21 protein-coding genes and 2 pseudogenes are annotated in these 22,527 nt (G+C 64.3%); 12 read left to right on the forward strand and 11 right to left on the reverse strand.

Going from position 1 to position 22,527, the window contains the following annotated elements:
* Nucleotides 1–115: 115 nt before the first annotated feature.
* Both ACTGJ9_RS19750 and ACTGJ9_RS19755 read right to left on the reverse strand, forming a co-directional pair.
* Nucleotides 116–1,330 (reverse strand): NADP-dependent isocitrate dehydrogenase, encoded by a 1,215-nt coding sequence (locus ACTGJ9_RS19750; RefSeq protein ID WP_456672489.1) that lies wholly within the window; start codon nucleotides 1,328–1,330, stop codon nucleotides 116–118.
* 217 nt (nucleotides 1,331–1,547) lie between these two features.
* A complete protein-coding gene (locus ACTGJ9_RS19755) occupies nucleotides 1,548–3,230 on the reverse strand; it encodes an alpha/beta hydrolase family protein (RefSeq protein ID WP_456678575.1) in 1,683 nt (560 codons plus the stop codon).
* Nucleotides 3,231–3,570: 340 nt separating this feature from the next.
* On the opposite strand from ACTGJ9_RS19755, the gene ACTGJ9_RS19760 reads away from it, so the two are divergent.
* Nucleotides 3,571–4,770 (forward strand): TrmJ/YjtD family RNA methyltransferase, encoded by a 1,200-nt coding sequence (locus ACTGJ9_RS19760; RefSeq protein WP_456672490.1) that lies wholly within the window; start codon nucleotides 3,571–3,573, stop codon nucleotides 4,768–4,770.
* A 109-nt stretch (nucleotides 4,771–4,879) separates the two neighbouring features.
* Here the strand turns inward: ACTGJ9_RS19760 and ACTGJ9_RS19765 are convergent, their stop codons facing one another.
* From ACTGJ9_RS19765 to mddA, 3 genes and pseudogenes are all read right to left on the reverse strand, one after another.
* Nucleotides 4,880–5,632, reverse strand: a complete 753-nt coding sequence (locus ACTGJ9_RS19765) for a PaaI family thioesterase (protein WP_456672491.1) — start codon at nucleotides 5,630–5,632, stop codon at nucleotides 4,880–4,882.
* A 37-nt stretch (nucleotides 5,633–5,669) separates the two neighbouring features.
* Nucleotides 5,670–6,647, reverse strand: coding sequence for an NADPH:quinone oxidoreductase family protein (locus ACTGJ9_RS19770; RefSeq protein WP_456672492.1), 978 nt, complete (start codon nucleotides 6,645–6,647; stop codon nucleotides 5,670–5,672).
* Nucleotides 6,644–7,410 (reverse strand): annotated as a pseudogene (gene mddA, locus ACTGJ9_RS19775) (methanethiol S-methyltransferase). Before mddA ends, ACTGJ9_RS19770 begins: the two are co-directional and overlap by 4 nt.
* A 146-nt stretch (nucleotides 7,411–7,556) precedes the next feature.
* On the opposite strand from mddA, the gene ACTGJ9_RS19780 reads away from it, so the two are divergent.
* Together ACTGJ9_RS19780 and cynS are read left to right on the forward strand one after the other, a co-directional pair.
* Nucleotides 7,557–9,101 carry an alpha/beta fold hydrolase gene (locus ACTGJ9_RS19780; protein WP_456672493.1) on the forward strand — a complete coding sequence of 515 codons (1,545 nt, stop codon included), beginning with the start codon at nucleotides 7,557–7,559 and terminating at the stop codon, nucleotides 9,099–9,101.
* A gap of 76 nt (nucleotides 9,102–9,177) precedes the next feature.
* Nucleotides 9,178–9,660 carry a cyanase gene (gene cynS, locus ACTGJ9_RS19785; protein ID WP_148751459.1) on the forward strand — a complete coding sequence of 161 codons (483 nt, stop codon included), beginning with the start codon at nucleotides 9,178–9,180 and terminating at the stop codon, nucleotides 9,658–9,660.
* A 66-nt stretch (nucleotides 9,661–9,726) separates the two neighbouring features.
* Here the strand turns inward: cynS and purB are convergent, their stop codons facing one another.
* The gene (purB, locus tag ACTGJ9_RS19790) at nucleotides 9,727–11,178 is read right to left on the reverse strand and encodes an adenylosuccinate lyase (RefSeq protein ID WP_456672494.1); all 1,452 of its coding nucleotides are present in this window, start codon (nucleotides 11,176–11,178) and stop codon (nucleotides 9,727–9,729) included.
* An 84-nt stretch (nucleotides 11,179–11,262) separates the two neighbouring features.
* Nucleotides 11,263–11,586, reverse strand: coding sequence for a DUF1476 domain-containing protein (locus ACTGJ9_RS19795; RefSeq protein ID WP_456672495.1), 324 nt, complete (start codon nucleotides 11,584–11,586; stop codon nucleotides 11,263–11,265).
* A gap of 321 nt (nucleotides 11,587–11,907) precedes the next feature.
* On the opposite strand from ACTGJ9_RS19795, the gene purC reads away from it, so the two are divergent.
* From purC to ACTGJ9_RS19820, 5 genes are read left to right on the forward strand one after another with little or no spacing between them, the layout of a single operon-like run.
* Nucleotides 11,908–12,675, forward strand: coding sequence for a phosphoribosylaminoimidazolesuccinocarboxamide synthase (gene purC / locus ACTGJ9_RS19800; protein ID WP_172782948.1), 768 nt, complete (start codon nucleotides 11,908–11,910; stop codon nucleotides 12,673–12,675).
* A gap of 13 nt (nucleotides 12,676–12,688) precedes the next feature.
* Entirely contained in the window at nucleotides 12,689–12,928 is a 240-nt protein-coding gene (purS, locus tag ACTGJ9_RS19805) for a phosphoribosylformylglycinamidine synthase subunit PurS (protein WP_015685059.1), read from the forward strand.
* Nucleotides 12,928–13,110 (forward strand): hypothetical protein, encoded by a 183-nt coding sequence (locus tag ACTGJ9_RS19810; RefSeq protein WP_456672496.1) that lies wholly within the window; start codon nucleotides 12,928–12,930, stop codon nucleotides 13,108–13,110. Before purS ends, ACTGJ9_RS19810 begins: the two co-directional genes overlap by 1 nt.
* Nucleotides 13,110–13,811 carry a phosphoribosylformylglycinamidine synthase subunit PurQ gene (gene purQ / locus ACTGJ9_RS19815; protein ID WP_456672497.1) on the forward strand — a complete coding sequence of 234 codons (702 nt, stop codon included), beginning with the start codon at nucleotides 13,110–13,112 and terminating at the stop codon, nucleotides 13,809–13,811. Before ACTGJ9_RS19810 ends, purQ begins: the two co-directional genes overlap by 1 nt.
* A complete protein-coding gene (locus ACTGJ9_RS19820) occupies nucleotides 13,808–14,782 on the forward strand; it encodes a tripartite tricarboxylate transporter substrate binding protein BugD (RefSeq protein WP_456672498.1) in 975 nt (324 codons plus the stop codon). Before purQ ends, ACTGJ9_RS19820 begins: the two co-directional genes overlap by 4 nt.
* Nucleotides 14,783–14,820: 38 nt before the next feature.
* Here ACTGJ9_RS19820 and ACTGJ9_RS19825 read toward each other — a convergent pair whose 3' ends face one another.
* On the reverse strand, nucleotides 14,821–15,300 hold the full coding sequence (locus ACTGJ9_RS19825; RefSeq protein ID WP_456672499.1) for a PaaI family thioesterase: 480 nt from the start codon (nucleotides 15,298–15,300) through the stop codon (nucleotides 14,821–14,823).
* A 185-nt stretch (nucleotides 15,301–15,485) separates the two neighbouring features.
* Here ACTGJ9_RS19825 and purL point away from each other — a divergent pair, with 185 nt between their 5' ends.
* Nucleotides 15,486–17,696 (forward strand): phosphoribosylformylglycinamidine synthase subunit PurL, encoded by a 2,211-nt coding sequence (purL, locus tag ACTGJ9_RS19830; protein ID WP_456672500.1) that lies wholly within the window; start codon nucleotides 15,486–15,488, stop codon nucleotides 17,694–17,696.
* 88 nt (nucleotides 17,697–17,784) lie between these two features.
* On the opposite strand, the pseudogene ACTGJ9_RS19835 reads toward purL, so the two are convergent.
* Nucleotides 17,785–18,971: pseudogene (locus tag ACTGJ9_RS19835) on the reverse strand (acyltransferase family protein).
* A gap of 182 nt (nucleotides 18,972–19,153) precedes the next feature.
* Here ACTGJ9_RS19835 and ACTGJ9_RS19840 point away from each other — a divergent pair.
* Nucleotides 19,154–19,327 carry a DUF1328 domain-containing protein gene (locus tag ACTGJ9_RS19840; RefSeq protein ID WP_148742381.1) on the forward strand — a complete coding sequence of 58 codons (174 nt, stop codon included), beginning with the start codon at nucleotides 19,154–19,156 and terminating at the stop codon, nucleotides 19,325–19,327.
* A gap of 116 nt (nucleotides 19,328–19,443) precedes the next feature.
* On the opposite strand, the gene ACTGJ9_RS19845 is transcribed toward ACTGJ9_RS19840, so the two are convergent.
* The gene (locus tag ACTGJ9_RS19845; protein ID WP_456672501.1) at nucleotides 19,444–19,803 is read right to left on the reverse strand and encodes a DUF427 domain-containing protein; all 360 of its coding nucleotides are present in this window, start codon (nucleotides 19,801–19,803) and stop codon (nucleotides 19,444–19,446) included.
* 210 nt (nucleotides 19,804–20,013) lie between these two features.
* On the opposite strand from ACTGJ9_RS19845, the gene ACTGJ9_RS19850 reads away from it, so the two are divergent.
* Both ACTGJ9_RS19850 and ACTGJ9_RS19855 read left to right on the forward strand, forming a co-directional pair.
* A complete protein-coding gene (locus ACTGJ9_RS19850; RefSeq protein ID WP_015685068.1) occupies nucleotides 20,014–20,250 on the forward strand; it encodes a BolA family protein in 237 nt (78 codons plus the stop codon).
* 39 nt (nucleotides 20,251–20,289) lie between these two features.
* Nucleotides 20,290–21,435 (forward strand): low temperature requirement protein A, encoded by a 1,146-nt coding sequence (locus tag ACTGJ9_RS19855; protein ID WP_456678576.1) that lies wholly within the window; start codon nucleotides 20,290–20,292, stop codon nucleotides 21,433–21,435.
* A 77-nt stretch (nucleotides 21,436–21,512) separates the two neighbouring features.
* Here the strand turns inward: ACTGJ9_RS19855 and egtD are convergent, their stop codons facing one another.
* Entirely contained in the window at nucleotides 21,513–22,484 is a 972-nt protein-coding gene (gene egtD, locus ACTGJ9_RS19860; protein ID WP_456672502.1) for an L-histidine N(alpha)-methyltransferase, read from the reverse strand.
* Between the last annotated feature and the right edge of the window lie 43 nt (nucleotides 22,485–22,527).

The raw sequence follows: 22,527 nt of genomic DNA on the forward strand, positions 1-22,527 counted from the left end.
CTCTTTGCCGACGGCGCTCCAGTCTACCGCCTTCGCCCACCCGTGAAAAGTTTCATTCAGCGCGCGTCGGCTCCTCAAGCCGGTCCCAACTCGCAATGACGAGGAGAAAGTCGGCCTACGCCGCCAACGCTTTCGTGAGATTCTCGGCGACCTTATCGAGGAAGCCGGTGGTCGACAGCCAGCGCTGGTCGGCGCCGACCAGCAGCGCGAGGTCCTTGGTCATGTAGCCTTCCTCGACGGTGTCGACGCAGACCTTCTCCAGCGTGTTCGCGAACTTGGCCAGCTCGGCGTTGTTGTCGAGCTTGGCGCGATGCGACAGGCCGCGGGTCCAGGCGAAGATCGATGCGATCGAGTTGGTCGAAGTCTCCTTGCCCTTCTGGTGCTCGCGGTAGTGACGGGTCACCGTGCCGTGGGCGGCTTCGGCCTCGACCGTCTTGCCGTCGGGGGTGAGCAGCACCGAGGTCATCAGGCCGAGCGAGCCGTAGCCCTGCGCGACCGTGTCGGACTGCACGTCGCCGTCGTAGTTCTTGCAGGCCCAGACATAGCCGCCGGACCATTTCAGCGCCGAGGCCACCATGTCGTCGATCAGGCGATGCTCGTAGGTCAGGCCCTTGGCCTCGAATTCCTTTTTGAACTCGCGGTCGTAGATGTCCTGGAAGATGTCCTTGAAGCGGCCGTCATAGACCTTGAGGATCGTGTTCTTGGTCGAGAGATAGACCGGGTAGTTGCGCAGCAGGCCGTAATTGAGCGAGGCGCGGGCGAAGTCGATGATGGAATCGTCGAGATTGTACATCTCCATGGCGACGCCGGCGCCGGGCGCCTTGAACACTTCCTTCTCGATCACGGTGCCGTCCTCGCCGACGAACTTCATCGACAGGGTGCCCTTGCCCGGGAACTTGATGTCGGTGGCGCGGTACTGGTCGCCATAGGCGTGGCGGCCGATGATGATCGGCTTGGTCCAGCCGGGGACGAGGCGCGGCACGTTCTTGCAGATGATCGGCTCGCGGAAGATCACGCCGCCGAGGATGTTGCGGATGGTGCCGTTCGGCGACTTCCACATCTGCTTGAGGTTGAACTCCTTCACCCGCGCTTCGTCCGGGGTGATGGTGGCGCACTTGACGCCGACGCCGACCTTCTTGATGGCTTCGGCGGCGTCGATGGTCACCTGATCGTTGGTGTGGTCGCGGTACTCCATGCCCAGGTCGAAATACTGCAGTTCGACATCCAGGAACGGGTTGATCAGCTTGTCCTTGATGTACTGCCAGATGATCCGGGTCATCTCGTCGCCATCGAGTTCGACGACGGGATTGGATACCTTGATTTTTGCCATGATCGGGGAAGCCCTCTTGGGAACGGCGCTTTGGCGGCCGCGGTGGAAATCTCCCGCGCTATAGCACCGCCCGGTGGCGGGCGGAAGCGGAGCGGTTATGCACTTTCAGCCCATCTTTTCGCCGAGAACCGCCATTCCGAACAGGTCGGAATGACGGCTGTCGCACCTTGTTTGGGCAAGTGTCCCTCGAGCGAACCAGCGCCGTCCGAGAACACCTTTAAAAGGCGGCCTGCGTGGCCGTGCCTGCCACGATGTACCAGGTCACGAACAGGCCGGAGATCAGCGCGCCCGGCAGGCTCGATCCGGTCCGCCGCCAGGTGAAGGTCGCGATCACGGCGACGATCGCGAGCAGCGGCACAAACTGGATGGCGACGATGGTCGAGAGGGGCACGAAGCCGGGGTCGGGGAGCGGGTTGAAAAGCTTTCCGGTCAGCCAGAGCGTGCCATATTGCAAGACCAGCGGCACGATGAAGCCGAACGTCAGCGCCAGGATATTGGTCAGATAGAGCGTGAGCCGCGGCGTCTCCATGGTCGAGAAGTTCCGGTGCAGCACGTGCAGCGCCACGACGAAAAACGCCGTGAACGGAATCAGGTAGATCAGGAAGATCACAAACTGCTTCGCGTTCATCAGCTTCAGCGCGATGATCCAGAAGCGGAAGTCGATCTTGAAGACGAGGTCGGCGAGCCACAACGCGGGATAGCCGACCGCGACCGAAGCGATCGCGATCACGAGCGACTGACCGAGCAGGCCGGTCCGGCCTTTGCGCTTCGGGGCGAAACGCATCAGCGCCAGCGTAATCAAGCCGTTGATGACGGCCCAGACCAGGATCTGGTTCGTGATGCCCTGCGGCAGGAACGCGGTCGGCGTCACGAAGCTGCCGGCCAGCGCAAAGGCCGGATAGTAGGTCAGGGCCGGGATGAAGGCGGACAGGATGAACGCCGCGGTCCAGCGCCGGCCGGTGGCGGCGTGATGCGGCGGCATGGTGCCGTCGGGCGCCGCGGGCAGGCGGAGACGGGAGAACATTTGCGCCTCGAGGAGGCCGTCGAAAGTGCCGATCAACAGCGCGACGAAACCGGCAAACGCGACCAATGTGCCGAGCTCCTTGCGGAACCAGATCTGGTCGTCGGCCGGCCGCGGCGTGCCGCCCTGCAGCGTCTTGGCGAACCAGTCGAGGCTGTAGCCGATCGCCTCATGCGAGATGTGTTCGGCCGGGTGAGTCATGGCGGGCGTGTACAGCACCCGCGCAGTCCCGGCCGCCGGGTCGCCATAGACCTTGCCGGGCTCGACCGGCCCCTGCGTACCGAACATCGCCCACAGCTTGGGGCTCTTGGTGACATCGCGGGCGCGGTCGACGCCCCACATCAGGGTGGAGAATTCCTCGTACTGGGCAAACACCAAGGCGGTGTTGCGCGGCCAGCTGGGGGTGCCGTCGGCAGCGAATGGCTTCCCGGTCGAGGAGCCCTCCAGCACCATCGACTTGTAGTCATTCGGCATCGCGGTGGCTGCGGCCAGCGCGGTCCAGCCGCCCATCGAGTGGCCCTCGAGGCCGATATTGGCCTTGTCGACGATGTCGAGGCTGCGGAGATAGGCGAGCCCGTCGGGGCCGCCAAAGCCGTTGGCAAAGGCGGGCGGATCACTATAGCCATGGCCGGTCTGGTCCAACGCCAGCACGACATAGCCGCGGCGGGCGAATTCGATGGCGAAGCCGTCCTGCGTCTCGCGCGAATTGATGTAGCCGTGGACGGCGAGGATGCCTGGTGCCGGGGTCTGCGCGGTGGCATTTGCCGGGACGTAGAGCAGGGCACTCATGGTGTTGCCCTTGGCGCCCTTGAACCTGACATCCTGGATCCGGATGCCGCCGGCGGTCTGCGTGAGGTGGGCGACGAGACCGCCCACCACGATCAAGACCGCTCCCAGAATTGCCAACGTCCATCGGCCGCGCATCACCACCCCCTGAATTGCGTTTTCAGCTCCGCCCTTTCGGCTTCGCTTTGGTTGTGGTTGATAGCCATATCCGAAAGCAAAGCGCGCACAAGCGGGGCAAGGAAACCGTCCCCAGCTGAGATGCCGATTGCGGATTAGCAAACGGCGCTAACCCTGTTATCTCCGTTGAGAAATTGCACTGCACGGAAGGCGGGCCGGCGGCTTGGATGAAGGCTTGAATCAGCGTCTTCAGATAGAACTTCAAGTTTCTTCGGACGCTGAACGAGACGAACGCTGAACCAGAAAGTGGAATGATATGTCCGGCACCGACAAGACCAAGGCGGGCCTCGCCCTCGACGGCCCCATCGTGATCCTGGTCGAGCCGCAGCTCGGGGAAAACATCGGCATGGCCGCGCGCGCCATGGGCAATTTTGCGCTGAGCCGTTTGCGGATCGTCAACCCGCGCGACGGCTGGCCGAACATCGCCGCACAGCGCGCGGCCGCCGGCGCCGACCACATTCTGGAAAAGGTCGAATTGTTCGACACGGTCGGCGAGGCCGTCGCCGATCTCGACCTGCTGTTCGCCACCACCGCGCGCCCCCATGACCAGGCCAAGCCGGTGGTGGGGCCGGAAGCCGCAGCAAGCGAGATCTCGGGGCACCTCGCCGCCGGGGGCAAGGCCGGCATCCTGTTCGGCCGGGAGCGCTGGGGCCTGACCAACGAGGAGGTCGGGCTCGCCAACCGCATCATCACCTTCCCGGTCAATCCGGGCTTCGCCTCGCTCAACCTCGCCCAGGCCGTGCTGCTGGTGGGCTATGAATGGTTCAAGCGGGCGACATCCGGCGAGCTGCCGCACAGCATGCCGGAGCGCTCCGAGCGCGCCTCGCAGCACCAGATGCAGGCCTTCTTCGACAATCTCATCCGCGAGCTCGACCGGGTCGAATTTTTGCGCCCGGCCGAGAAGCGCGACACCATGCTGGTCAATCTGCGCAACATCTTCACCCGCATGGAGCCGACCAAGCAGGACATGCACACCCTCCATGGGGTGGTGATGGCGATCGCGGAGGGGCGCAAGGGCCCGGCGAAGGGCGGTGTGCTCGACGGCGAGCAGGCCACGCGCCTGCGCGCGCTGCTGGCCGAGCACGGGCAGGGCGGCGGCGTGCCCGATAGCGGCTCGACGGTGCGTGGGCTGGCGCGCCTGCTCCGCCGCAACCCGACCGATGCCGAGCGATTGCTCTGGCAGGCACTCACGCGCGACCGCCGCTTCGCAGGAGGCTTCAAGCGCCAGACCCCGGTCGGCCGGCACATCCCGGACTTCGTCTCCTTCCCGCACCGGATCGCGATCGAGCTGGTCAACCCGGGCGAGGGTGAGACCATCGCCGCCGACCGCGCCTCGCGGCGCGCTTGGCTCGAGGCGCGGGACTATCGCGTGCTGGAGATCCGGGCGGCCGATGTGGAGCGCGATCTCGAGGCGGAGCTGGTGCGGCTGCAAGGGATGATCGAGCAGGGCGCGTAGGTTGCCTCATGCGAAGGTCTCGTAGGGTGGGCAAAGGCGCGTAGCGCCGTGCCCACCACTTTGTCTCGCGGCGATGGTGGGCACGCTTCGCTTTGCCCACACAAGACCGTCATCCCCGCCCGAGTTGGACATCGCGGTCGACTGCAATCCATGTTGTCTTCGCCACGGCCAGCAACCTCCCGGCTTCATCATGTAGCGCGGCCTCGGCGGTGCGCTTGCGGCCGTCGCGGCCGGTGGGCCATGCCGTGACGACGCAGCGCGTGCCGGGGCGCGGCCGGAATTCGATCCGCGCTGACATCCGGCCGAGCAGGAGCGGCGTCTTGTCGACGGTGCTGCTCTGCGGATCGCAATTGCAGGCGAAGCCGGTGGGACAATCGAGTGCCGACCAGAGAAATTCGGGCGCGACGAGGCCGTCCTCGGCGGCAAGATTTGGATCGGGTGTCCAGCTCGCGGCGAGCACGGGCGTCTGTGCGTCACGTCCGAGCGGTCCGGCGAAAATGCGCAGGCCATCGCCTTTCGCCCGTGCGGGGCCGCAGACGAAACAGTTTGGCAGCGGATGCTCGTGCGGCTTGACCGGCGTCAGCAATTCGGCGGCGCAGGCCTCCCCAAAACTGGCGGTCTCCAGCCGCGCAAGCTCGACGCTTGTCGCGCGTCCGGTCGCGACGATTTTGGCGCCGTCGCGAAGCTCCCATGTGCCGTCGCCCGTCGCGATCGCAGCGAGCGGTGTGTCCAGCGGAGGCGGCGCGCGCGGCGTCACTTCGGCGCCACCCGAAACGTGCAGGGCCAGCCGGCCGCAGACATAGCCGCCGTTGCCGGAGTTCGGCGGGCCGCAAAACCGCTTGTCGATGATGATCTCGGTCAAAACTTGTCTTCCTGTCTTGCCAGTGCATGCGCGCACTCTATCGGATCTTGAGCACAATTCTTCCCTGAACGGTCCGATTGGCTATCGCTTGCATGGCTTCGCTGGCGTCATCCAGAGGGAGGATGCGATCGATATGTGGGTGGATGTTTCCGTCAGCCAGCAATTGCATCAGCGTGTCATTCATGCGTGCGGCCTCGGCGGAAAATCTCTCCGCCCAGGCGCCGGCGAAGACGCCGATGATGGCATAGTTCTTGAGAAGCGGCAGGTTCATCGGGACCTGCGGAATGGCGCCGCTGGTGAAGCCGATCGGCATCAGCCGGCCGCCCCAGTTCATCAGTCGTGCCATCTGCTCGAGGATTCCGCCGCCGATCGTGTCGAAGCCGATATCGATGCCTTGTCCTGACGTGATCGACTTGATCCGGTCGCGCAGATCTTCGCTGCGATAATTGATGACCTCGCTGGCGCCATAGCTGCGCACCAGCGCCGCCTTGTCGTCCGAGCCGACGCCGGCGACGATGCGCAGGCCCAGATGGCGACCGAGGTCGACGGTGGCGAGCCCGACGCCGCCGGCGGCGCCCGTGACCAAGACGGTCTCGCCGCGTTGCGCCCGGGCCCGCTCGACCAGCGCATAATAGGCCGTGCCGTAATTGTGCAGCACTGTCGCTGCGGCTTCGAACGCGACGCCGTCAGGCAGGCGCACGCTCTTCGACTCTTTGGCAATCATCCGTTCGGCGTAGCCGCCGGTCCAGCTGCTGCACGCCACGCGATCGCCGGGGGCGAATTGTGTGACCTTCTCGCCGATCGCGGCGACGACTCCGGATGCTTCCGTGCCGGGCACGAAGGGCAGGGGCGGCCGCATCTGGTAGAGGCCCGAGACCAGCAACTGGTCCATGAAGCTCACCGAGGCCGCATGGACGTCGATGAGAATCTCGCCATCGGCCGGCTTCGGCTCGTCGATCTCGCTGACGCGCAAATCCTGCGGCCCGGTGAACGAATTGCAAAGAACCGCTCTCATCGCGGCGCTCCTTCCGTCTGGCGGCGCGCGAACAGACGCGGCACCAGCATGGGAACGCGTTGGCGATATTGCTGATAGGTCGCACCGAACTCGGCAATCAGATCCCGCTCCTCGAACTGCAGCGCGACCAGGATGTAGGCGGTGTTCGCGAGCGCGAACAGCAGATGGCCGACGGTCATCTCGGGTGTCGCCCAGAACGCGAGCAGGAAGCCGAGCATGAGCGGATGCCGCACGATCTTGTAAAGCAGCGGCGTCTTGAAGGATTGGCTGGGCATCTCGGCTCCGCGCCACGCGACAAGGGCCTGGCGCAAGCCAAACAGATCGAAATGATCGATCATGTGGGTCGAGGCGAACGCGATCAGCCAGCCAAGCCAATGTACCGAGATCAGCAACCAGGCCACCGGTCCGCTTGCCCGCCAGATCGGCGTCGGAATCGGCCGCCACTGCCAGAACAGCAAAAGCAGGATCAGGCTGGAGAGCAGCACATAGGTGCTGCGCTGGCAGGCCGGGGAAGGAATTTGGCCGACCATCGTTTGAAGGCGGGACGCGCCATGACGCTGTGCTGGATGGCAAACAGGACCATCAGCAGCAGGTTGACGACGATGGCCTCGCTCACATTCAAGGAGGTGCCAATGTCGACCGACTTGTCGATTGACCTGGGCACGACATAATTGCCGACGAAACCGAGCGCATAGAGAAACGAGATCGTGAACAGGGCGTAGCTCACGAGGGCGTAGAGCAGGATCAGGGCGCGCGAGATCATGTTTTTTCCTATAGTGCCTGCAGCCGCGGTGCCGCATTCAGGAGCCTGAGTCGCACGCTGGCGAAGGGGCTCGATCTGGCTCGATGGTTACCGCGCGACCGTCCCCTGTGCGTCCCCCGGGGACGCCGAGGCAAGAAAGGATGTCGATGACGGCTTTCTCGCTCGGGACGTTCGGGTTCCCGGAGGTCCACTCCGACGGCCGCCCGATCAAGCTCGCCTTGCGCAAGGGGCTTGCGCTGCTGGTCTATCTCGCGGAGGCCAAGGGCGCCGTCGCGCGGGAGGTGATCGCGACGCAGTTGTGGCCCGAGGCCGACCGCGAGACCGCCCTCGCGCGCTTGCGGCGCCTGCTTCATCGCATCGAGCTCGCGCTTGGCGCGCCGGTGTTCGAGACCGACCGCACCAGCGTGCGATGGTCGCCGAATATCGAGCTGAAATTCGATACGTATCTGTTCGAGAGCGCCTGCGACCGCGGTGCGTTTGAAGACGCCTGCCAGATGTATCGAGGGGACTTCCTGGCGGGCTTCTCGCCGGAGGGCTCTCCCGAATTCGACGATTGGGCGTTCTTTCGTCGCGAGGCGCTGCGGGGGCGGCTCGTGCATGCGCTGGAGCGGCTCGTGCAGGACAAGAATGCAGCCGGCGATCATTTTGCCGCGACCGCGCATGCGGGGCGTCTGGTCGAGCTCGATCCGTTCAGCGAAGTCTATGGCCGGCACCTGATCCGCAGCCTGCTGCTATCGGGCGATCGCGGCGCGGCGGAACGGCATCACGCAGCCCTGACGCAGCGGCTGCGCGACGAGCTTGGCGTTGCGCCGGAAGCCGAGACGGAAGCGCTGATGAGCCCCGCGGCTGCACCGCATGCGCTTCCAACGACGCGCTACGTCAAGGGCGCGGGCGTGCATCTGGCGTATCAGACCTATGGCAGCGGCCCGTTCGACATCCTGGTGATGCCCGGCTTCGTCTCGCATGTGGAACGCTCCTGGGAGCATCCCGCCAGCCGGACGTTTCTCACGTCATTGATGAAGCTCGGGCGCCTGATCGTATTCGATCGCCGCGGCATCGGGCTGTCCGACCGGGTCGGCTCCGCGCCGAATATCGATGTCACCGCGGAAGATATCGGCACGGTGCTGCGCGCGGTGGATTCGCGCCGCGTCGTGCTGTTCGGCGCATCCGAATGTGGTCCGGCCTGCGTCAAATTTGCGGTCGAGGATAACAGTCGCGTGGCGGGACTTATCCTGTTCGGCGCACTCGCAAAAGGCTGCTGGGCGGAAGACTATCCGCATGCGCTGCGCGCCGGCCAGTATGATGCCTGGAGCAAGCATCTCATCGCGCAATGGGGCGGCCCGGTCGGGATCGAAACCTTTGCGCCCAGTCTGGCGGGCGATCCGCAGGCGCGCGCCTGGTGGGCGGGGCTGTTGCGCGCAGCGTCCAGTCCGGGCGGCATTTCGGCCGTGCTGGAAGCGTTTCGCGACGCCGACGTGCGAGACCTGCTGCCGCAGATCACCGTGCCAACCCTGGTGCTGCACCGGCGGAACGACAAGGCGGTGCGCATCGCGGCCGGTCGCGATGTGGCGGGCCGGATCAGGGATGCGCAATTCGTCGAGCTCGACGGCCAAGATCACTGGTTCTTTGCCGGCGATCAGCAGCCCGTGCTGGAGGCGATCGGGCGCTTTACGGAGACTTTGAAGCCTTAAGCCTCATTTTTTGGCACGTTTCGTGCCTCCCAAAGCGGCAGGACCGACACGGTGCCTGGCAAAAGGAGACCCTCACATGAAACGCGAAGACCTCACCGAGAAGCTGCTCGACATCAAGCGCGAGAAGGGTTGGAGCTGGAAGTACATCTGCGAAAAGATCGGCGGCTATTCCGAGGTGCTGATAACAGGCGCGATCCTCGGCCAGATGAAATTGACAAAGCCGCAAGCCGCGAACGCCGCCGAACTGTTCGGCCTCTCGAAATCCGAGACCACCATGCTCAACGAGACGCCGATGCGCGGCATGCCGATGCCGCCGACCGATCCGTTGATCTATCGCTTCTACGAACTGGTGATGGTGAACGGGCCGGCGTGGAAGGCGCTGATCGAGGAGGAATACGGCGACGGCATCATGTCGGCAATCGACTTCGACATGGTGATGGAGCGCCTGCCGAACCCGAAGGGCGACCGCGTCAAAATCACGATGTCGGGCAAGTTCCTGCCGTACAAATATTACGGCGCCAGCGGCAATGTGCCGGAGTACGGGTTCAAGGAGGAATAGAGGGCGAATGGCGGATCGCGAGTAGCGAATGGAATTTTCCACTCGCTATTCGCCACTCATCATGCGCTACAGGATCGCGCCTGGCGTGTACTTGGCCGCTTCGGGCTTCGCCTTCGCCAGCGCATCCACCTGTTCGGCGAAGTAGTCGACCTGGGCCCCGGCGTCGCCGGAATTGGCGCGACCGTGATCGAGCACGCGCTGCAGTTCGGCCTCGCTCAAGCCGAGACGCTGATCGGCGGCGAGGCGTTGCAGCAAATCGTTCTGCACGATCTTGCCGGTGCGCAGGTCGCGGATCGTCGCAACCGCGTGCTCCTTGATCGCCTCATGCGCGCCTTCGCGGCCGGCCCCCTTCTTCACCGCTTCCATCATCACCGTGGTGGTGAGCAGGAAGGGCAGGTAACGGTTGAGCTCGGTCGCGACGACGGCGTCGAACACTTCCATCTGGTCGAGCACGGAGAGCAGGGTCTCGAGCAGGCCATCTATGGCGAGGAAGGCATCGGGCAGCATGACGCGGCGGACGACCGAGCAGGAGACGTCGCCTTCGTTCCACTGATCGCCGGCGAGACCGGCGGCCATCGCGAGATAGCCCTTCAGCACGACATGCAGGCCGTTGATGCGCTCGCAGGAGCGGCTGTTCATCTTGTGCGGCATCGCGGACGAGCCGACCTGACCCTTGGCAAAACCTTCGCTGGCGAGCTCGTGGCCGGCCATGAGGCGAATGGTCTTGGCGAAATTGCCGGGACCGCTGGCGAGCTCGGTGAGGACGCTGACCGCGCGGAAGTCGAGGCTGCGCGGATAGACCTGGCCGACCGCATCAAAGCTCCTGGGCAGGCCGAGGTGCTTGAGGATTTGCTGTTCGAGCGCGCGCGCCTTGCCGGCATCGCCGTTGAACAGCGTGATCTGGTCGAGCCTTGTGCCGACCGCGCCCTTCAGGCCGCGCGCGGGATAGGTGTCGAGCACGTTGACCAGGCTCTGATGCCCGATCAGCATCTCCTCGCCGAACATGGCGATGCGCTTGCCGAGCGTCGTGACCTGTGCGGCGACGTTGTGCGTGCGCGCCGTGAACGGCATGTCGCGCAATTGCTTGGCGTGCCTGGCAAAGCGAATCAGCGCGGCGATGCTCTTGGTCTCGACCAGCTGCAGCCCGCGGTAGACCTGCAACTGCTCCACGTTCTCGGTGAGGTCCCGGCTGGTCATACCCTTGTGCAGGTGCTCATGACCGGCGAGTTCGCAGAACTCCTCGATCCGCGCCTTCACGTCGTGGCGGGTGATGCGCTCGCGCCGCATGATGGAGTCGAGGTCGACCTGGTCCTTGACGCGCTCGTAAGCCTCGATCACGCCGTCGGGCACGGGAATGCCGAGATCGCGCTGGCCTTTCAGCACGGCGATCCAGTAGTCGCGCTCGAGACGAACCTTGCCTTCGCCGCTCCAGATCGCGCGCATGGCGGGCGAGGCATAGCGTTGGGCGAGGACGTTTGAGATGTGGTCTTGGGCGCGATCCTGGGACATGCCGCTCATTTGGCATTGCCCGGGGCCCGCCGCAAGCTGTTATGGAGCGAGCGGCGAACGGGGTGTACCTCGCCTCCGGCACTCCCCGCGGGCCTATTTTCCGGCCTTCACCTCGGCGGCCGCGACCACAATCAGCTCGCTCATCTTGCGGCGAATCGCCTGTTCGGTGACGGCGACGTTTTTGGCGGCGAAATCGGCCATGACCTTGCGCAGGACGTCGCCATCGCCGGCCTCCTCGAAATCGGCTGCGACCACCTCCTTGGCATAGGCCGTGGCGGCTTCGCCGGTGATTCCGAGCTTTTCGGCCGCCCATAGTCCCAGCAGCCGGTTGCGGCGGGCTTCCGCCCTGAATTTCTGCTCCTCGTCGAGGGCGAACTTCTTCTCAAAGGCTTCCTCGCGCTTATCGAATTCGCTCATGCGTCTACCAATCCCCTGGGGCTGCCGGACGTGGCGGCCCTCGTTGCGAGGGCCCCTGCGCATGCCTAGATAGGGGGCACGAATCGGCGAAACAACGAGCCGTAAAGCCGCAGGCAAGGTGGTATAAGTCAGCGTCGGATGGGCCGGATCGATTGTGCTGGGACAGCCAATCGGATAGGTTGCCTAAAGGCTTGGTTCCCGTTCTGTTTCCGATGGTTCCAGATGGGTCGCAGGCCGTTCACGGCAGCTCCGCTGTGGGTCGTAACCTGGTAACCGGAGCACACCAAACACATGGATTTCAACAAAACACGGTACATCCCAATGAGCCGTCGGCGTCGCATTTATGAAGGCAAGGCAAAGGTTCTCTATGAAGGTCCGGAGCCCGGTACCCTGATCCAGCACTTCAAGGATGACGCCACCGCGTTCAATGCGAAGAAGCATCAGGTGATCGAGGGCAAGGGTGTCCTCAACAACCGGATCTCGGAGTACCTGTTTCAGCATCTCAACGACATCGGGGTGCCGACCCACTTCATCCGCCGCCTCAACATGCGCGAGCAGTTGATTCGCGAGGTCGAGATCGTGCCGCTCGAGGTGGTGGTGCGGAATGTTGCTGCGGGTTCGCTGTCGCAGCGCCTCGGCATCGAGGAAGGCACCCAGCTGCCCCGTTCGATCATCGAGTTCTACTACAAGAACGACCAGCTCAACGACCCCATGGTGTCGGAAGAGCACATCACCGCCTTCGGCTGGGCCACGCCGCAGGAGATCGACGACATCATGGCGCTCGCCATCCGCGTCAACGACTTCCTCACCGGCCTCTTCCTCGGCATCGGCATTCGCCTCGTCGACTTCAAGATGGAATGTGGGCGGCTGTTCGAGAACGAGATGATGCGCATCATCGTCGCCGACGAGATCTCGCCAGATAGCTGCCGTCTGTGGGACATCAAGTCGAACGAGAAGCTCGACAAGGATCGTTTCCGCAGGGATCTCGGCGGCCTGCTCGAGGCTTACACGGAAGTTGCAAAACGCCTCGGCATCCTCATGGAGAACGAGCGTCCGCAGGGCACCGGTCCGGTGCTGGTGAAGAGCTGAAGAGGGATTTGACGTGAAGGCACGTGTTACCGTTACCCTGAAGACCGGCATCCTCGATCCGCAGGGCAAGGCCATCGAAGGCGCGCTGAAGTCGCTCGGCGTCGACGGCGTCGCCAGCGTCCGGCAAGGCAAGGTGTTCGACATCGAGCTCGCCGGCGCCGACAAGGCCAAGGCGGAAGCCGCGCTGAAGGACGCCGCCGACAAGCTGCTCGCCAACACCGTGATCGAGAACTATCGGGTCGAACTGCTCTGATGGATCGGATCACCAAGCAACAGGTGCTCGATCTGGCGCTGGTGGTCTTGCGTGATCTTCAGAAGGTCGAATCGTCAATCGACCAGCTTCTGCTTGAAACGCGGGCCTGCGGGCGAGAATTGTTGGCGCAACGACAATTCTCGCTTGAGGCTTCGCAGGATTTTTCGAAGGTTTCTCTTTGATGAAAGCCGCCATCCTCGTCTTCCCCGGAATCAATCGCGAGCGCGACATGGCTCGCGCGCTGAAGCTCATCTCGGGCCGCGAGCCTGCGATGGTGTGGCACGCCGAGACGTCGCTGCCTGCGGGCACCGATCTCGTGGTCGTGCCCGGCGGCTTCTCCTACGGCGATTACCTGCGCTGTGGCGCGATTGCGGCGCGGGCGCCGGTGATGGATGCGGTGCGCGACTATGCGGCCAAGGGCGGCCTCGTGCTCGGCGTCTGCAACGGTTTCCAGATTCTCTGCAGATCCGGCCTGCTGCCGGGCGTGCTGATGCGCAATGCCCGGCTGAAATTCATCTGCAAGGACGTGCATCTGCGCGTCGAGCGTTCCGACACCCCTTTCACCCGCGGCTACAATGCCGGCCAGGTGATCCGCGTGCCGGTCGCGCACGGCGAGGGCAATTACGAGGCGGACGAAGAGACCATCAAGCGCATCGAGGGCGAGGGGCGCGTGCTCTATCGCTACTGCTCGGCCGACGGTGCGGTCGACGAGAGCCACAACATCAACGGCGCGGCGCATTCCATCGCCGGTCTCGTGAACGACAAGGGCAACGTGCTCGGCATGATGCCGCACCCGGAAAACCACGTCGAAGACATCATGGGCTGCACCGATGGCCGCGGCCTGTTCGCAGGCCTCACCGCGCATCTGGAAAAGGCGGCGTGATTTCGTTCGTGGTGAGGCGTGTGCTCGCTGCGTTCGCGGCGCTGCTGTTTGCGACGGCCGCCTTCGCGCAGGATTTTCCAAAGCATCCGATCACCATGATCGTGCCGTTCGCGGCCGGCGGCACCTCGGACGTGATCGCGCGCACGGTGGCCGAGCAGATGGGCGTGGCGCTCGGCCAGTCCATCGTGATCGAGAACGTTGCGGGCGCCGGCGGTTCGACCGCGCTGGCGCGCGCCTCGCGTGCCGAGCCTGATGGCTACACCATCGCGATCGGCAATGCCGGCACCAATGCCGCGACCTACACGATCTATCCGAAGCTGCCGTTCACGCCGGACTCCTTCGCGCCGATCGCCATGGTGGCCAAGACCTTCGGCATCATCGCGTTGCGCAAGGATTTTCCGGCGCAAGATCTGAAGGAGTTCATCGCCTACGCCAAGGCCAATCCGGGCAAGATCAATCTCGGTCATGCCGGCGTCGGCTCGTCGAACTACCTCATTTGCAAGAGTTTCGTCACGGCCGCCGGGATCGACGCGACCCTGGTCGGCTATCGCGGTGCTTCGCCCGCGCTCACCGACGCGATCGGCAGCCAGATCGACGGCGTCTGCGACGCGGCGGCCTCGGTGTCGCAGTCGATCAACGAAAAGCTGGTGAGAGGGCTCGTGGTCGGCTCGACGGTGCGGCTCGCGACGCTGCCCGATCTGCCGACACCAGCCGAAGCCGGTCTGCCGGAATTCGAGGCGCAGGGCTGGAATGGCCTGTTCGCGCCCAAAGGCACGCCGCCGGCCATCATCGCAAGGCTGAACGCCGCCGCGCGCACGGCCGTGGAAACCGATGCGGTGAGGAAGCGTTTTGCCGATCTTTCGACCGTCGCGCCCGATCCCGACGAGCACACGCCCGAGGTGCTGCAAAAGCTCGTGACGCGCGACGTCGAGAAATACCGGAAGATGCTGGCGGAGGACGCCAAGCAGTAGAGGTTCGCGCCAGCGGTATGAAAACGGAAGCTGCGGAGCTATGTGTTGGCCTGCAGTGCCGGCTTCCGCTTCACCCGCTTGATCGTGCCGGAGAACGTGAACAGCGGTCGGCCGCTCGAGGTCAGCTTGCCGCGCAGGAAGATCAACGAGCCGCCCGCGCGGGACACTTCGCCCGTGCATTCGACCAGCGCGCCCTCGCGCGCCGCGTCGAGGAAATCGCAGGCGAAATTGGTGGTCACGGCCGGGCCGTCCAGCTCATGGGTGGCGATTGCGAACAGGCAATAGTCAGCGAACGCCATGAAGCAGCCGCCATGGACGTTCCCGGAGCCGTTGAGGTGCTTTTTCTCGACCCGGAACGCGCAGCGAATGCTGCCGTCGTCCTCGATCTTGTGCCAGAACGGGCCGATATGGCTCTCGAAACTGTCGCGGATCCAGGTCCGCCAGCCCCTGAACTCGCCCTCGGTGGCGACGTGCAGATCGGGACGGCGGGTGGAGGGGACTTTGGTCAATTCGTGCAAGGAAATGGGCCTTCAATTACGGGTCTTTAGCCCTTAAATCCGATCCGTCAGCGCCTTGCAATTCCCGTTCCCGCCGACCGCCTGCCTGCAAAACGTGGGACAGCGGGAAAATGCGCCATAAAGGGCTTTTCGCCAGCCCCCGATGTTCCTAAGAACGGCCAAACGCCGCCGAAAGTCCAAAATCCATGAAGAACGAGCCCAAGATCACCCCCGAACTGGTTGCCGCCCACGGGCTCAAGCCCGACGAATACGAGCGCATCCTGAAGCTGATCGGGCGGGAGCCGACCTTCACCGAGCTCGGCATCTTCTCGGCGATGTGGAACGAGCACTGCTCGTACAAATCCTCGCGCATCCATCTGAAGGGGCTGCCGACGAAAGCGCCCTGGGTGATCCAGGGTCCCGGCGAGAACGCCGGCGTGATCGACATCGGTGACGGCCAGGCCGTGGTCTTCAAGATGGAGAGCCACAACCACCCGAGCTATATCGAGCCTTATCAAGGCGCGACCACCGGCGTCGGTGGCATTTTGCGCGACGTCTTCACCATGGGCGCGCGCCCGATCGCCTGCCTCAATGCGCTGAGCTTCGGCGCGCCCGAGCACGCCAGGACCCGGCATCTCGTGTCCGGCGTCGTCGCCGGTGTCGGCGGCTATGGCAATTCCTTCGGCGTGCCGACGGTCGGCGGTCAGGTGCGCTTCCACACCCGCTATGACGGCAACATCCTCGTCAATGCGATGGCGGTGGGCCTCGCCGATGCCGACAAGATCTTCTATGCCGCCGCTTCCGGCGTGAACATGCCGATCGTCTATCTCGGCTCCAAAACGGGCCGCGACGGCATCCACGGCGCCTCGATGGCCTCGGCCGAGTTCGACGACAAGTCCGAGGAGAAGCGCCCGACCGTGCAGGTCGGCGATCCCTTCGCCGAAAAGCTTCTGCTCGAGGCCTGCCTCGAGATCATGGAGAAGGGCTGCGTCATCGCGATCCAGGACATGGGCGCGGCGGGCCTGACCTGCTCGGCCGTCGAGATGGGCGCCAAGGGCGACCTCGGCGTCGATCTCGATCTCGATGCGGTGCCGACCCGCGAGACCGGGATGAGCGCCTACGAGATGATGCTCTCGGAAAGCCAGGAGCGCATGCTCATGGTGCTCAAGCCCGAGAAGGAAAAGGAAGCCGAGGCGATCTTCAAGAAGTGGGGCCTCGACTTCGCCGTGGTCGGCTACACCACGCCGAGCAAGCGCTTCGTGGTCAAGCATGGCGGTGACGTCATGGCCGATCTGCCGATCAAGGAGCTCGGCGACGAGGCGCCGCTCTACGACCGTCCGCATGTTCCCTCCGCCGCGCTGCCAATCGTGCATGCGCGCGAGGTGCCGGCGCCGATGGCGCTCGGTGCGGCGCTGGAGAAGCTGATCGGCACGCCCGACATGTGCAGCAAGCGCTGGGTCTGGGAGCAGTACGACCACGTCATCCTCGGCAACACCATGCAGCGTCCCGGCGGCGACGCCGCCGTCGTGCGCGTGCAGGACGGGCCGAAGGGCCTGGCGCTGACCGTCGACGTCACGCCGCGCTATTGCGAAGCCGATCCTTACCAAGGCGGCATGCAGGCGGTGGCGGAAGCCTGGCGCAACATCACAGCCGTCGGCGGCAAGCCGCTCGCTATTACCGACAACCTGAATTTCGGCAATCCTGAGCGACCTGAGATCATGGGCCAGTTCGTCGGCTGCCTGAAGGGCATCTCGGACGCCTGTCGCACGCTCGACTTCCCGGTCGTCTCGGGCAACGTCTCGCTCTACAACGAGACCAACGGCCGCGCGATCCTGCCGACGCCCTCGATCGGCGGCGTGGGCCTGCTCGACGATTTCACCAAGTCTGCGTCGCTTGCCTTCAAGGCCGAGGGCGAGGCGATCCTCTTGATCGGCGACACCCATGGCTGGCTTGGCCAATCCGTTTATCTGCGCGACATCTGCGGTCGCGAGGAGGGCGCGCCGCCGCCGGTCGATCTTGCGGCCGAGAAGCGCAACGGCGACTGCGTGCGCGGCATGATCCATGCGGGCACTGCGACCGCCGTGCACGACCTCTCCGACGGTGGCCTGCTGATCGCGCTCGCCGAAATGGCGATGGCGAGCGGCATCGGCGCAAGGCTGCTGACGGCGCCGACGGCGCTCGTGCCGCAGGCCTACTGGTTCGGTGAGGACCAGGCGCGCTATCTCGTCACCGTGCCGGAAACCGAAGCCGGCCGCGTGCTCGCCAAGATGCGCGGCTGCGGGGTGCCCTGCGTGCGGATCGGCACCACGGGTGGCGATGCGATCGCGATCGCGGGCGAGGCGCCTGTATCGATCGACGCGCTGCGGACCTCGCACGAGCACTGGTTGCCGGATTACATGGGCGGAAGGGCGGCCTGAGGGCCGCCACCAACTCCCAGAGTCTTACCGCCGAGGCAGTTCTGGATTGTTTCGCGGTGCTCGCAATGACGGGCCGAGAGACTGTGCCTTACAATACGTGCGACGCACCCGGAATCTTTCGCAACGCCGCCGTCAGGCCCCAGCTCAGGATCACCGTCAGCACAAAGACGATCGCAGCCTTTGCGATCGCAGGCAGCCCGTAGTCGAGCAGGGCGTACTGGATCCACAGCGCGATCGGGTAGTGCACCAGGAACATGCCATAGGCATCCGCCTGCATGCGGTCGAGCAGGGTCGGGCCCGGTGTCTTCGAATGCAGGAAGAAGCCGAGGATCGCGAGCAGGATCGCGGCCGAGAACAGCACGAAGAACGTACCGTAGATCGCCTGGTACCAGTCCGGCAGAACGCCCGGATTCCCCAGGATTTCGCGCTTGATGTAGATCATGCCCCACATCCCGCAATAGGGGATCAGCGTCACGATCGTCCAGAGCCAGCGACTCCTCGGCAGCTGGCCGTCGGCGCTCAGGATGCCGCGATCGAAATTCGCAGCCCCAACGCTGACGCCGATAAAGAAATAGGCGAAGTACAGCAGGATGCGGCTCGCCTGCACCGAGAACGGCCCGAATTCGAACCATTTGTTGACGCCGAAATAGATCAGCGCGGGCACGTAGACGATCGCCGTGACGATGGCGAGCAGCAGCCAGAACACGGCGGGCTCATTAAAGCCCCGAACCGAAATGCGGTTGACGGGATCGACCAGATGCGCCGAGATCCGGTAGAGCAGGCTTGCGGTGAGATCAAACGCCAGCAGCACCCAGACGAACCAGATCGGACCGCTCGGCCACGGGCCCACGGTGATCGTTTTCCACCAGAACGCCGCGAAGGTCAGCTCGGGATTTTCGCGCAGCGCAATTGCGTAATATGCGAGCGGAATGACGGTGAAGGCCGCGATCACGAATGGCAGTCCGAGCCGCAACAGGCGATCGCGCAGGAAGACTGATGGTGCCTTGCGCGCGATGCCGGGCCAGGTGAACAGTCCGGACAGGAAGAAGAACATCGCCATGAAGAAACTGTCTGTGGCGAGCACGACGATGTCGATCCGATCCAGGAGGTTGGGTCGGTGTGGCCGAAATAGGTGTAGGGGATGATGGCGTGATGCAGCAGCACCACCAGCGTCAGGAAGGTGCGGGCGCGGTCGAGCGATAGATTGCGCACTTTCGCTTTCGGCTCGGCATGCGCCTCTGCGCCGATCGCCGCGGAATGTGACATCGCAATCATGGCCGCCCCGCTCGCGTTTCCTCTGGACCGGACTGTGCCGCCGGGAACCCGATTCAGCAAGGGCCGTTTGTGCCGCGACACCTGCCGCCGGTGCGTTTAGGAACCAGTTCCGTGCACCGCGGTTAGTGTTTCCAAACGGGTGAAGGCCGCCGATTGCGGCGGCCACTGTCGCGGAGCTGGCGATGACGATATTGAAATGGGCGCTGATCTTCCTGCTGATCTCCATCGTGGCGGGTGTGCTCGGCTTCACCGGCATCTCTGCCGCCTCCGCCGACGTCGCGCGCTTCCTGTTCTACATCTTCGTCGTGATCTTCCTGGTGCTGCTGATACTCGGGCTCACGATCTTCAGGGCGTAGCCGGGCTGCTCCCACACGCCCAGTCGTCGTGCCCGGGCTTCCACGTCTTCGTTCTGACTGCCGGGAACGTGGATGGCCGGGACAAGCCCGGCCGTGACGACGGCACAGAACGGGGACTACCCCACTTCCTCGATCTTCACCTTGTCCGGATAGAAGGCGAGATGGCCAGTGATCTCGGTCATCGCGGGGAAGGGGGTCTCGTAGGTCCAGATGGCGTTGTCGAGCGTCTTGCCGTCGGCCTTGATGCTGTAATAGCTGGCGTCCCCCTTGTAGGGGCAGTGGGTGGTGCGCTCGGTGCGCTCCAGCAGCGCCATGTTGGCGTCCTCGCGCGGCACATATTGCACCGCCGGATATTTGGCCTCTTTCAGCGTCAGCGCCTTGGTGCTCTCGGCAATCACGACATCACCCGCCGTGACGCGGACGCGCCGGGGGTTTTGGGTGATGGTGATGGGGTGGTCGGGGCCTGGAAGCTTCATGATTTCACGCCTTTTCGATCGATCTGCCGCGCGCGGCACTTTGTCGTGCCTTTATCCTGATGGGATCAGGGATATAGTGCCTGAAGGCGTGACGTAGAAGGCCGTTCACGCTAAGTTTGGCCCTGCCGGCAAGTTTGGCTTTGCAGGGCCGGATCCCGGCAAGGCGATTCGACGCCGAGGCTGTAAGCCGACACAAGGAGCAAGACCCGAATGCCCATGGACGCCCACGATATCGAGGCGATGATCAAGGCCGCGATCCCCGATGCCGAGGTGACCATCCGCGACCTCGCCGGCGATGGCGATCATTATGCCGCGACCGTGATCTCGGAATCCTTCCGCGGTAAATCCCGCGTCCAGCAGCACCAGATCGTCTATCGGTCCCTGCAGGGCCAGATGGGCGGCGTGCTGCATGCGCTGGCGCTGCAAACCGGCGTACCAGGTACTTGAATCATTTGCACCTGACCTGATCGCGCGACGGGGACGATGATGGTGGCGGACAACCCGCGCGGCGCGATCTTTCGCGTGATCGTGCCGAACCAGCCCAGCCGCGTCACCAATGCCGAGCTGTTCTTCGATCTCGTCTTCGTCTTCGCCGTCACGCAGATCTCGCACACGCTGCTGCACCACTTCACGCCGCTCGGGGCGGTCGAGGTCACGCTGCTGTTCCTGGCGGTGTGGTGGGTGTGGGTCTACACCGCCTGGGTCACCAACTGGCTCGACCCCGAGCTGACGCCGGTCCGGATCCTGATCTTCCTGATGATGCTGGGCGGCCTCGTGCTGTCGACGACCATCCCTGGCGCGTTCGAGGGGCGCGGCCTATGGTTTGCGATCGCCTATGCGGTCATGCAGGTTGGACGCACCGCCTTCTGGCTGTTTGCGACCCCGCGCCATCGCACCGCCGTGCGGCACAATGCGATCCGCATCCTGGTCTGGCTCTCCTGCTCCGCCGTGTTCTGGATCCTCGGCGGTCTGGCCCATGCCGAGCAGAGGCTGTGGTTCTGGATCGTGGCGCTGACGATCGAATACGTCTCGCCCGCGGTGCGCTTCTGGGTGCCGAAGCTGGGCTTCTCGTCGGTCGAGGCCTGGGCGGTCGAGGGCAACCACATGGCCGAGCGCTGCGCCGGCTTCATCATCATTGCGCTGGGTGAAGCCGTCGTCGTCAATGGCGCCACCTTTGCCGAACTGGACTGGACGGCGGACAACATTTTGGCCTTCCTCGCGTGCCTGGTCGGCAGCATCGCGATGTGGTGGGTCTATTTTCACAAAGGCGCTGAGGCCGGCTCCGAGCGGATCTCGAAGAGCGCCGAATCCGGCCGGCTGGCGCGGCTCGCCTACACCTATCTGCATATGCCGATCGTCGCCGGCATCATCCTGACCGCGGTTTCGGACGAGCTGGTGCTGAAGCACCCGACCGGACATTCCGATGTCCGCACCATCGTCAGCACAATCGGCGGACCGCTGGTATTCCTGGTCGGCACCATCCTGTTCAAGCACGCGATCCGCGGCTTTCTCCAGCTCTCGCACGGTATCGGCATCATTCTGCTGATGGTGCTGTGGTGGTTTGCCGCCGATCTCTCGCCCTTATGGCTGTCGGTCGCGACGAGCGTGATCATGATCGTCGTCGCGGTGTAGGAGTCGGTGTCGCTGGGATCGAAGCCGGAAGAGGCCGAGCAGCGCTAAGCTGCCGGCCGGCGGTAGCTCCGCAACGTTTATTCCGCCGCCTCCAGCGCGTGCACCGAGAACATCTTCGCGGCGTCGGTCCAGCTCTCGCGCACCCGCCAGCCGGCGCCTTGCGCCAGCGTCGCAAAACGCTCGATGCTGTACTTGTAGCTGTTCTCGGTATGAATGCTCTCGCCCGGCCGGAACGAGAAGCTGGTGCCGAGCAGGCGCACCGTCTGGCTCTTGCGGCTGATCAGGTGCATCTCGATGCGATGCTGTTCGTGATTGTAGATCGCGCCATGGCTGAAGGCGGAGAGGTCGAAATTGCCGCCGAGCTCGCGGTTGATCCGCACCAGCACATTGAGGTTGAAACGCGCGGTAACGCCGGCCGCGTCGTTATAGGCAGCGTGGAGCAGGCGCTCCTCTTTCTCCAGGTCGGCGCCGATGATCATCTGCGCGCCCTTGCCCAGGATCTGGCGGGCGCTCTTCAGGAAGGCCTGCGCCTCATGCGGCTCGAAATTGCCGATGGTCGAGCCCGGGAAGAAGCCGACCTTCGGCATGGTCGCGACCGCCTTCGGCAGCTCGAACGGCGTGGTGAAATCGGCGGCCACCGGATAGATGCCGAGCGGGGGGAAATCCCGCTTCAGCCCGTTGGCCTGTGCCTTCAGGAAATCGCCGGAGATATCGACGGGGACATAGGCCGCGAACTTGCAATGATTGAGCAGCAGACGGACTTTCGTGGTCGCGCCTGCGCCGAACTCGACCAGCGCCGCATGTTCCGGAATGATCCTTGCGATCTCGCTGCCGCGCTCCTTCAGGATCGCAAGCTCGGTGCGCGTCGGATAATATTCCGGCAGGCGCGTGATCGCCTCGAACAGCTCCGATCCGGTCGCGTCATAAAAATATTTCGGCGACAGTTTCTTCGGCTGCTGCGAGAGGTCTTCGATGGCCTCGCGGGCGAAGGCAGTCGTCTGCTCGTCGGGGAGATGGGCTTCGGCCAAGGCGCTGGCGTGCACATTCATGATACTCTCCTGAACGCGCTGTCCGGCGCGCGGTTGTCGTCGG

Origin of the sequence: Bradyrhizobium sp. RDM12, assembly GCF_051917485.1 — a bacterium.
Lineage (GTDB): Bacteria > Pseudomonadota > Alphaproteobacteria > Rhizobiales > Xanthobacteraceae > Bradyrhizobium.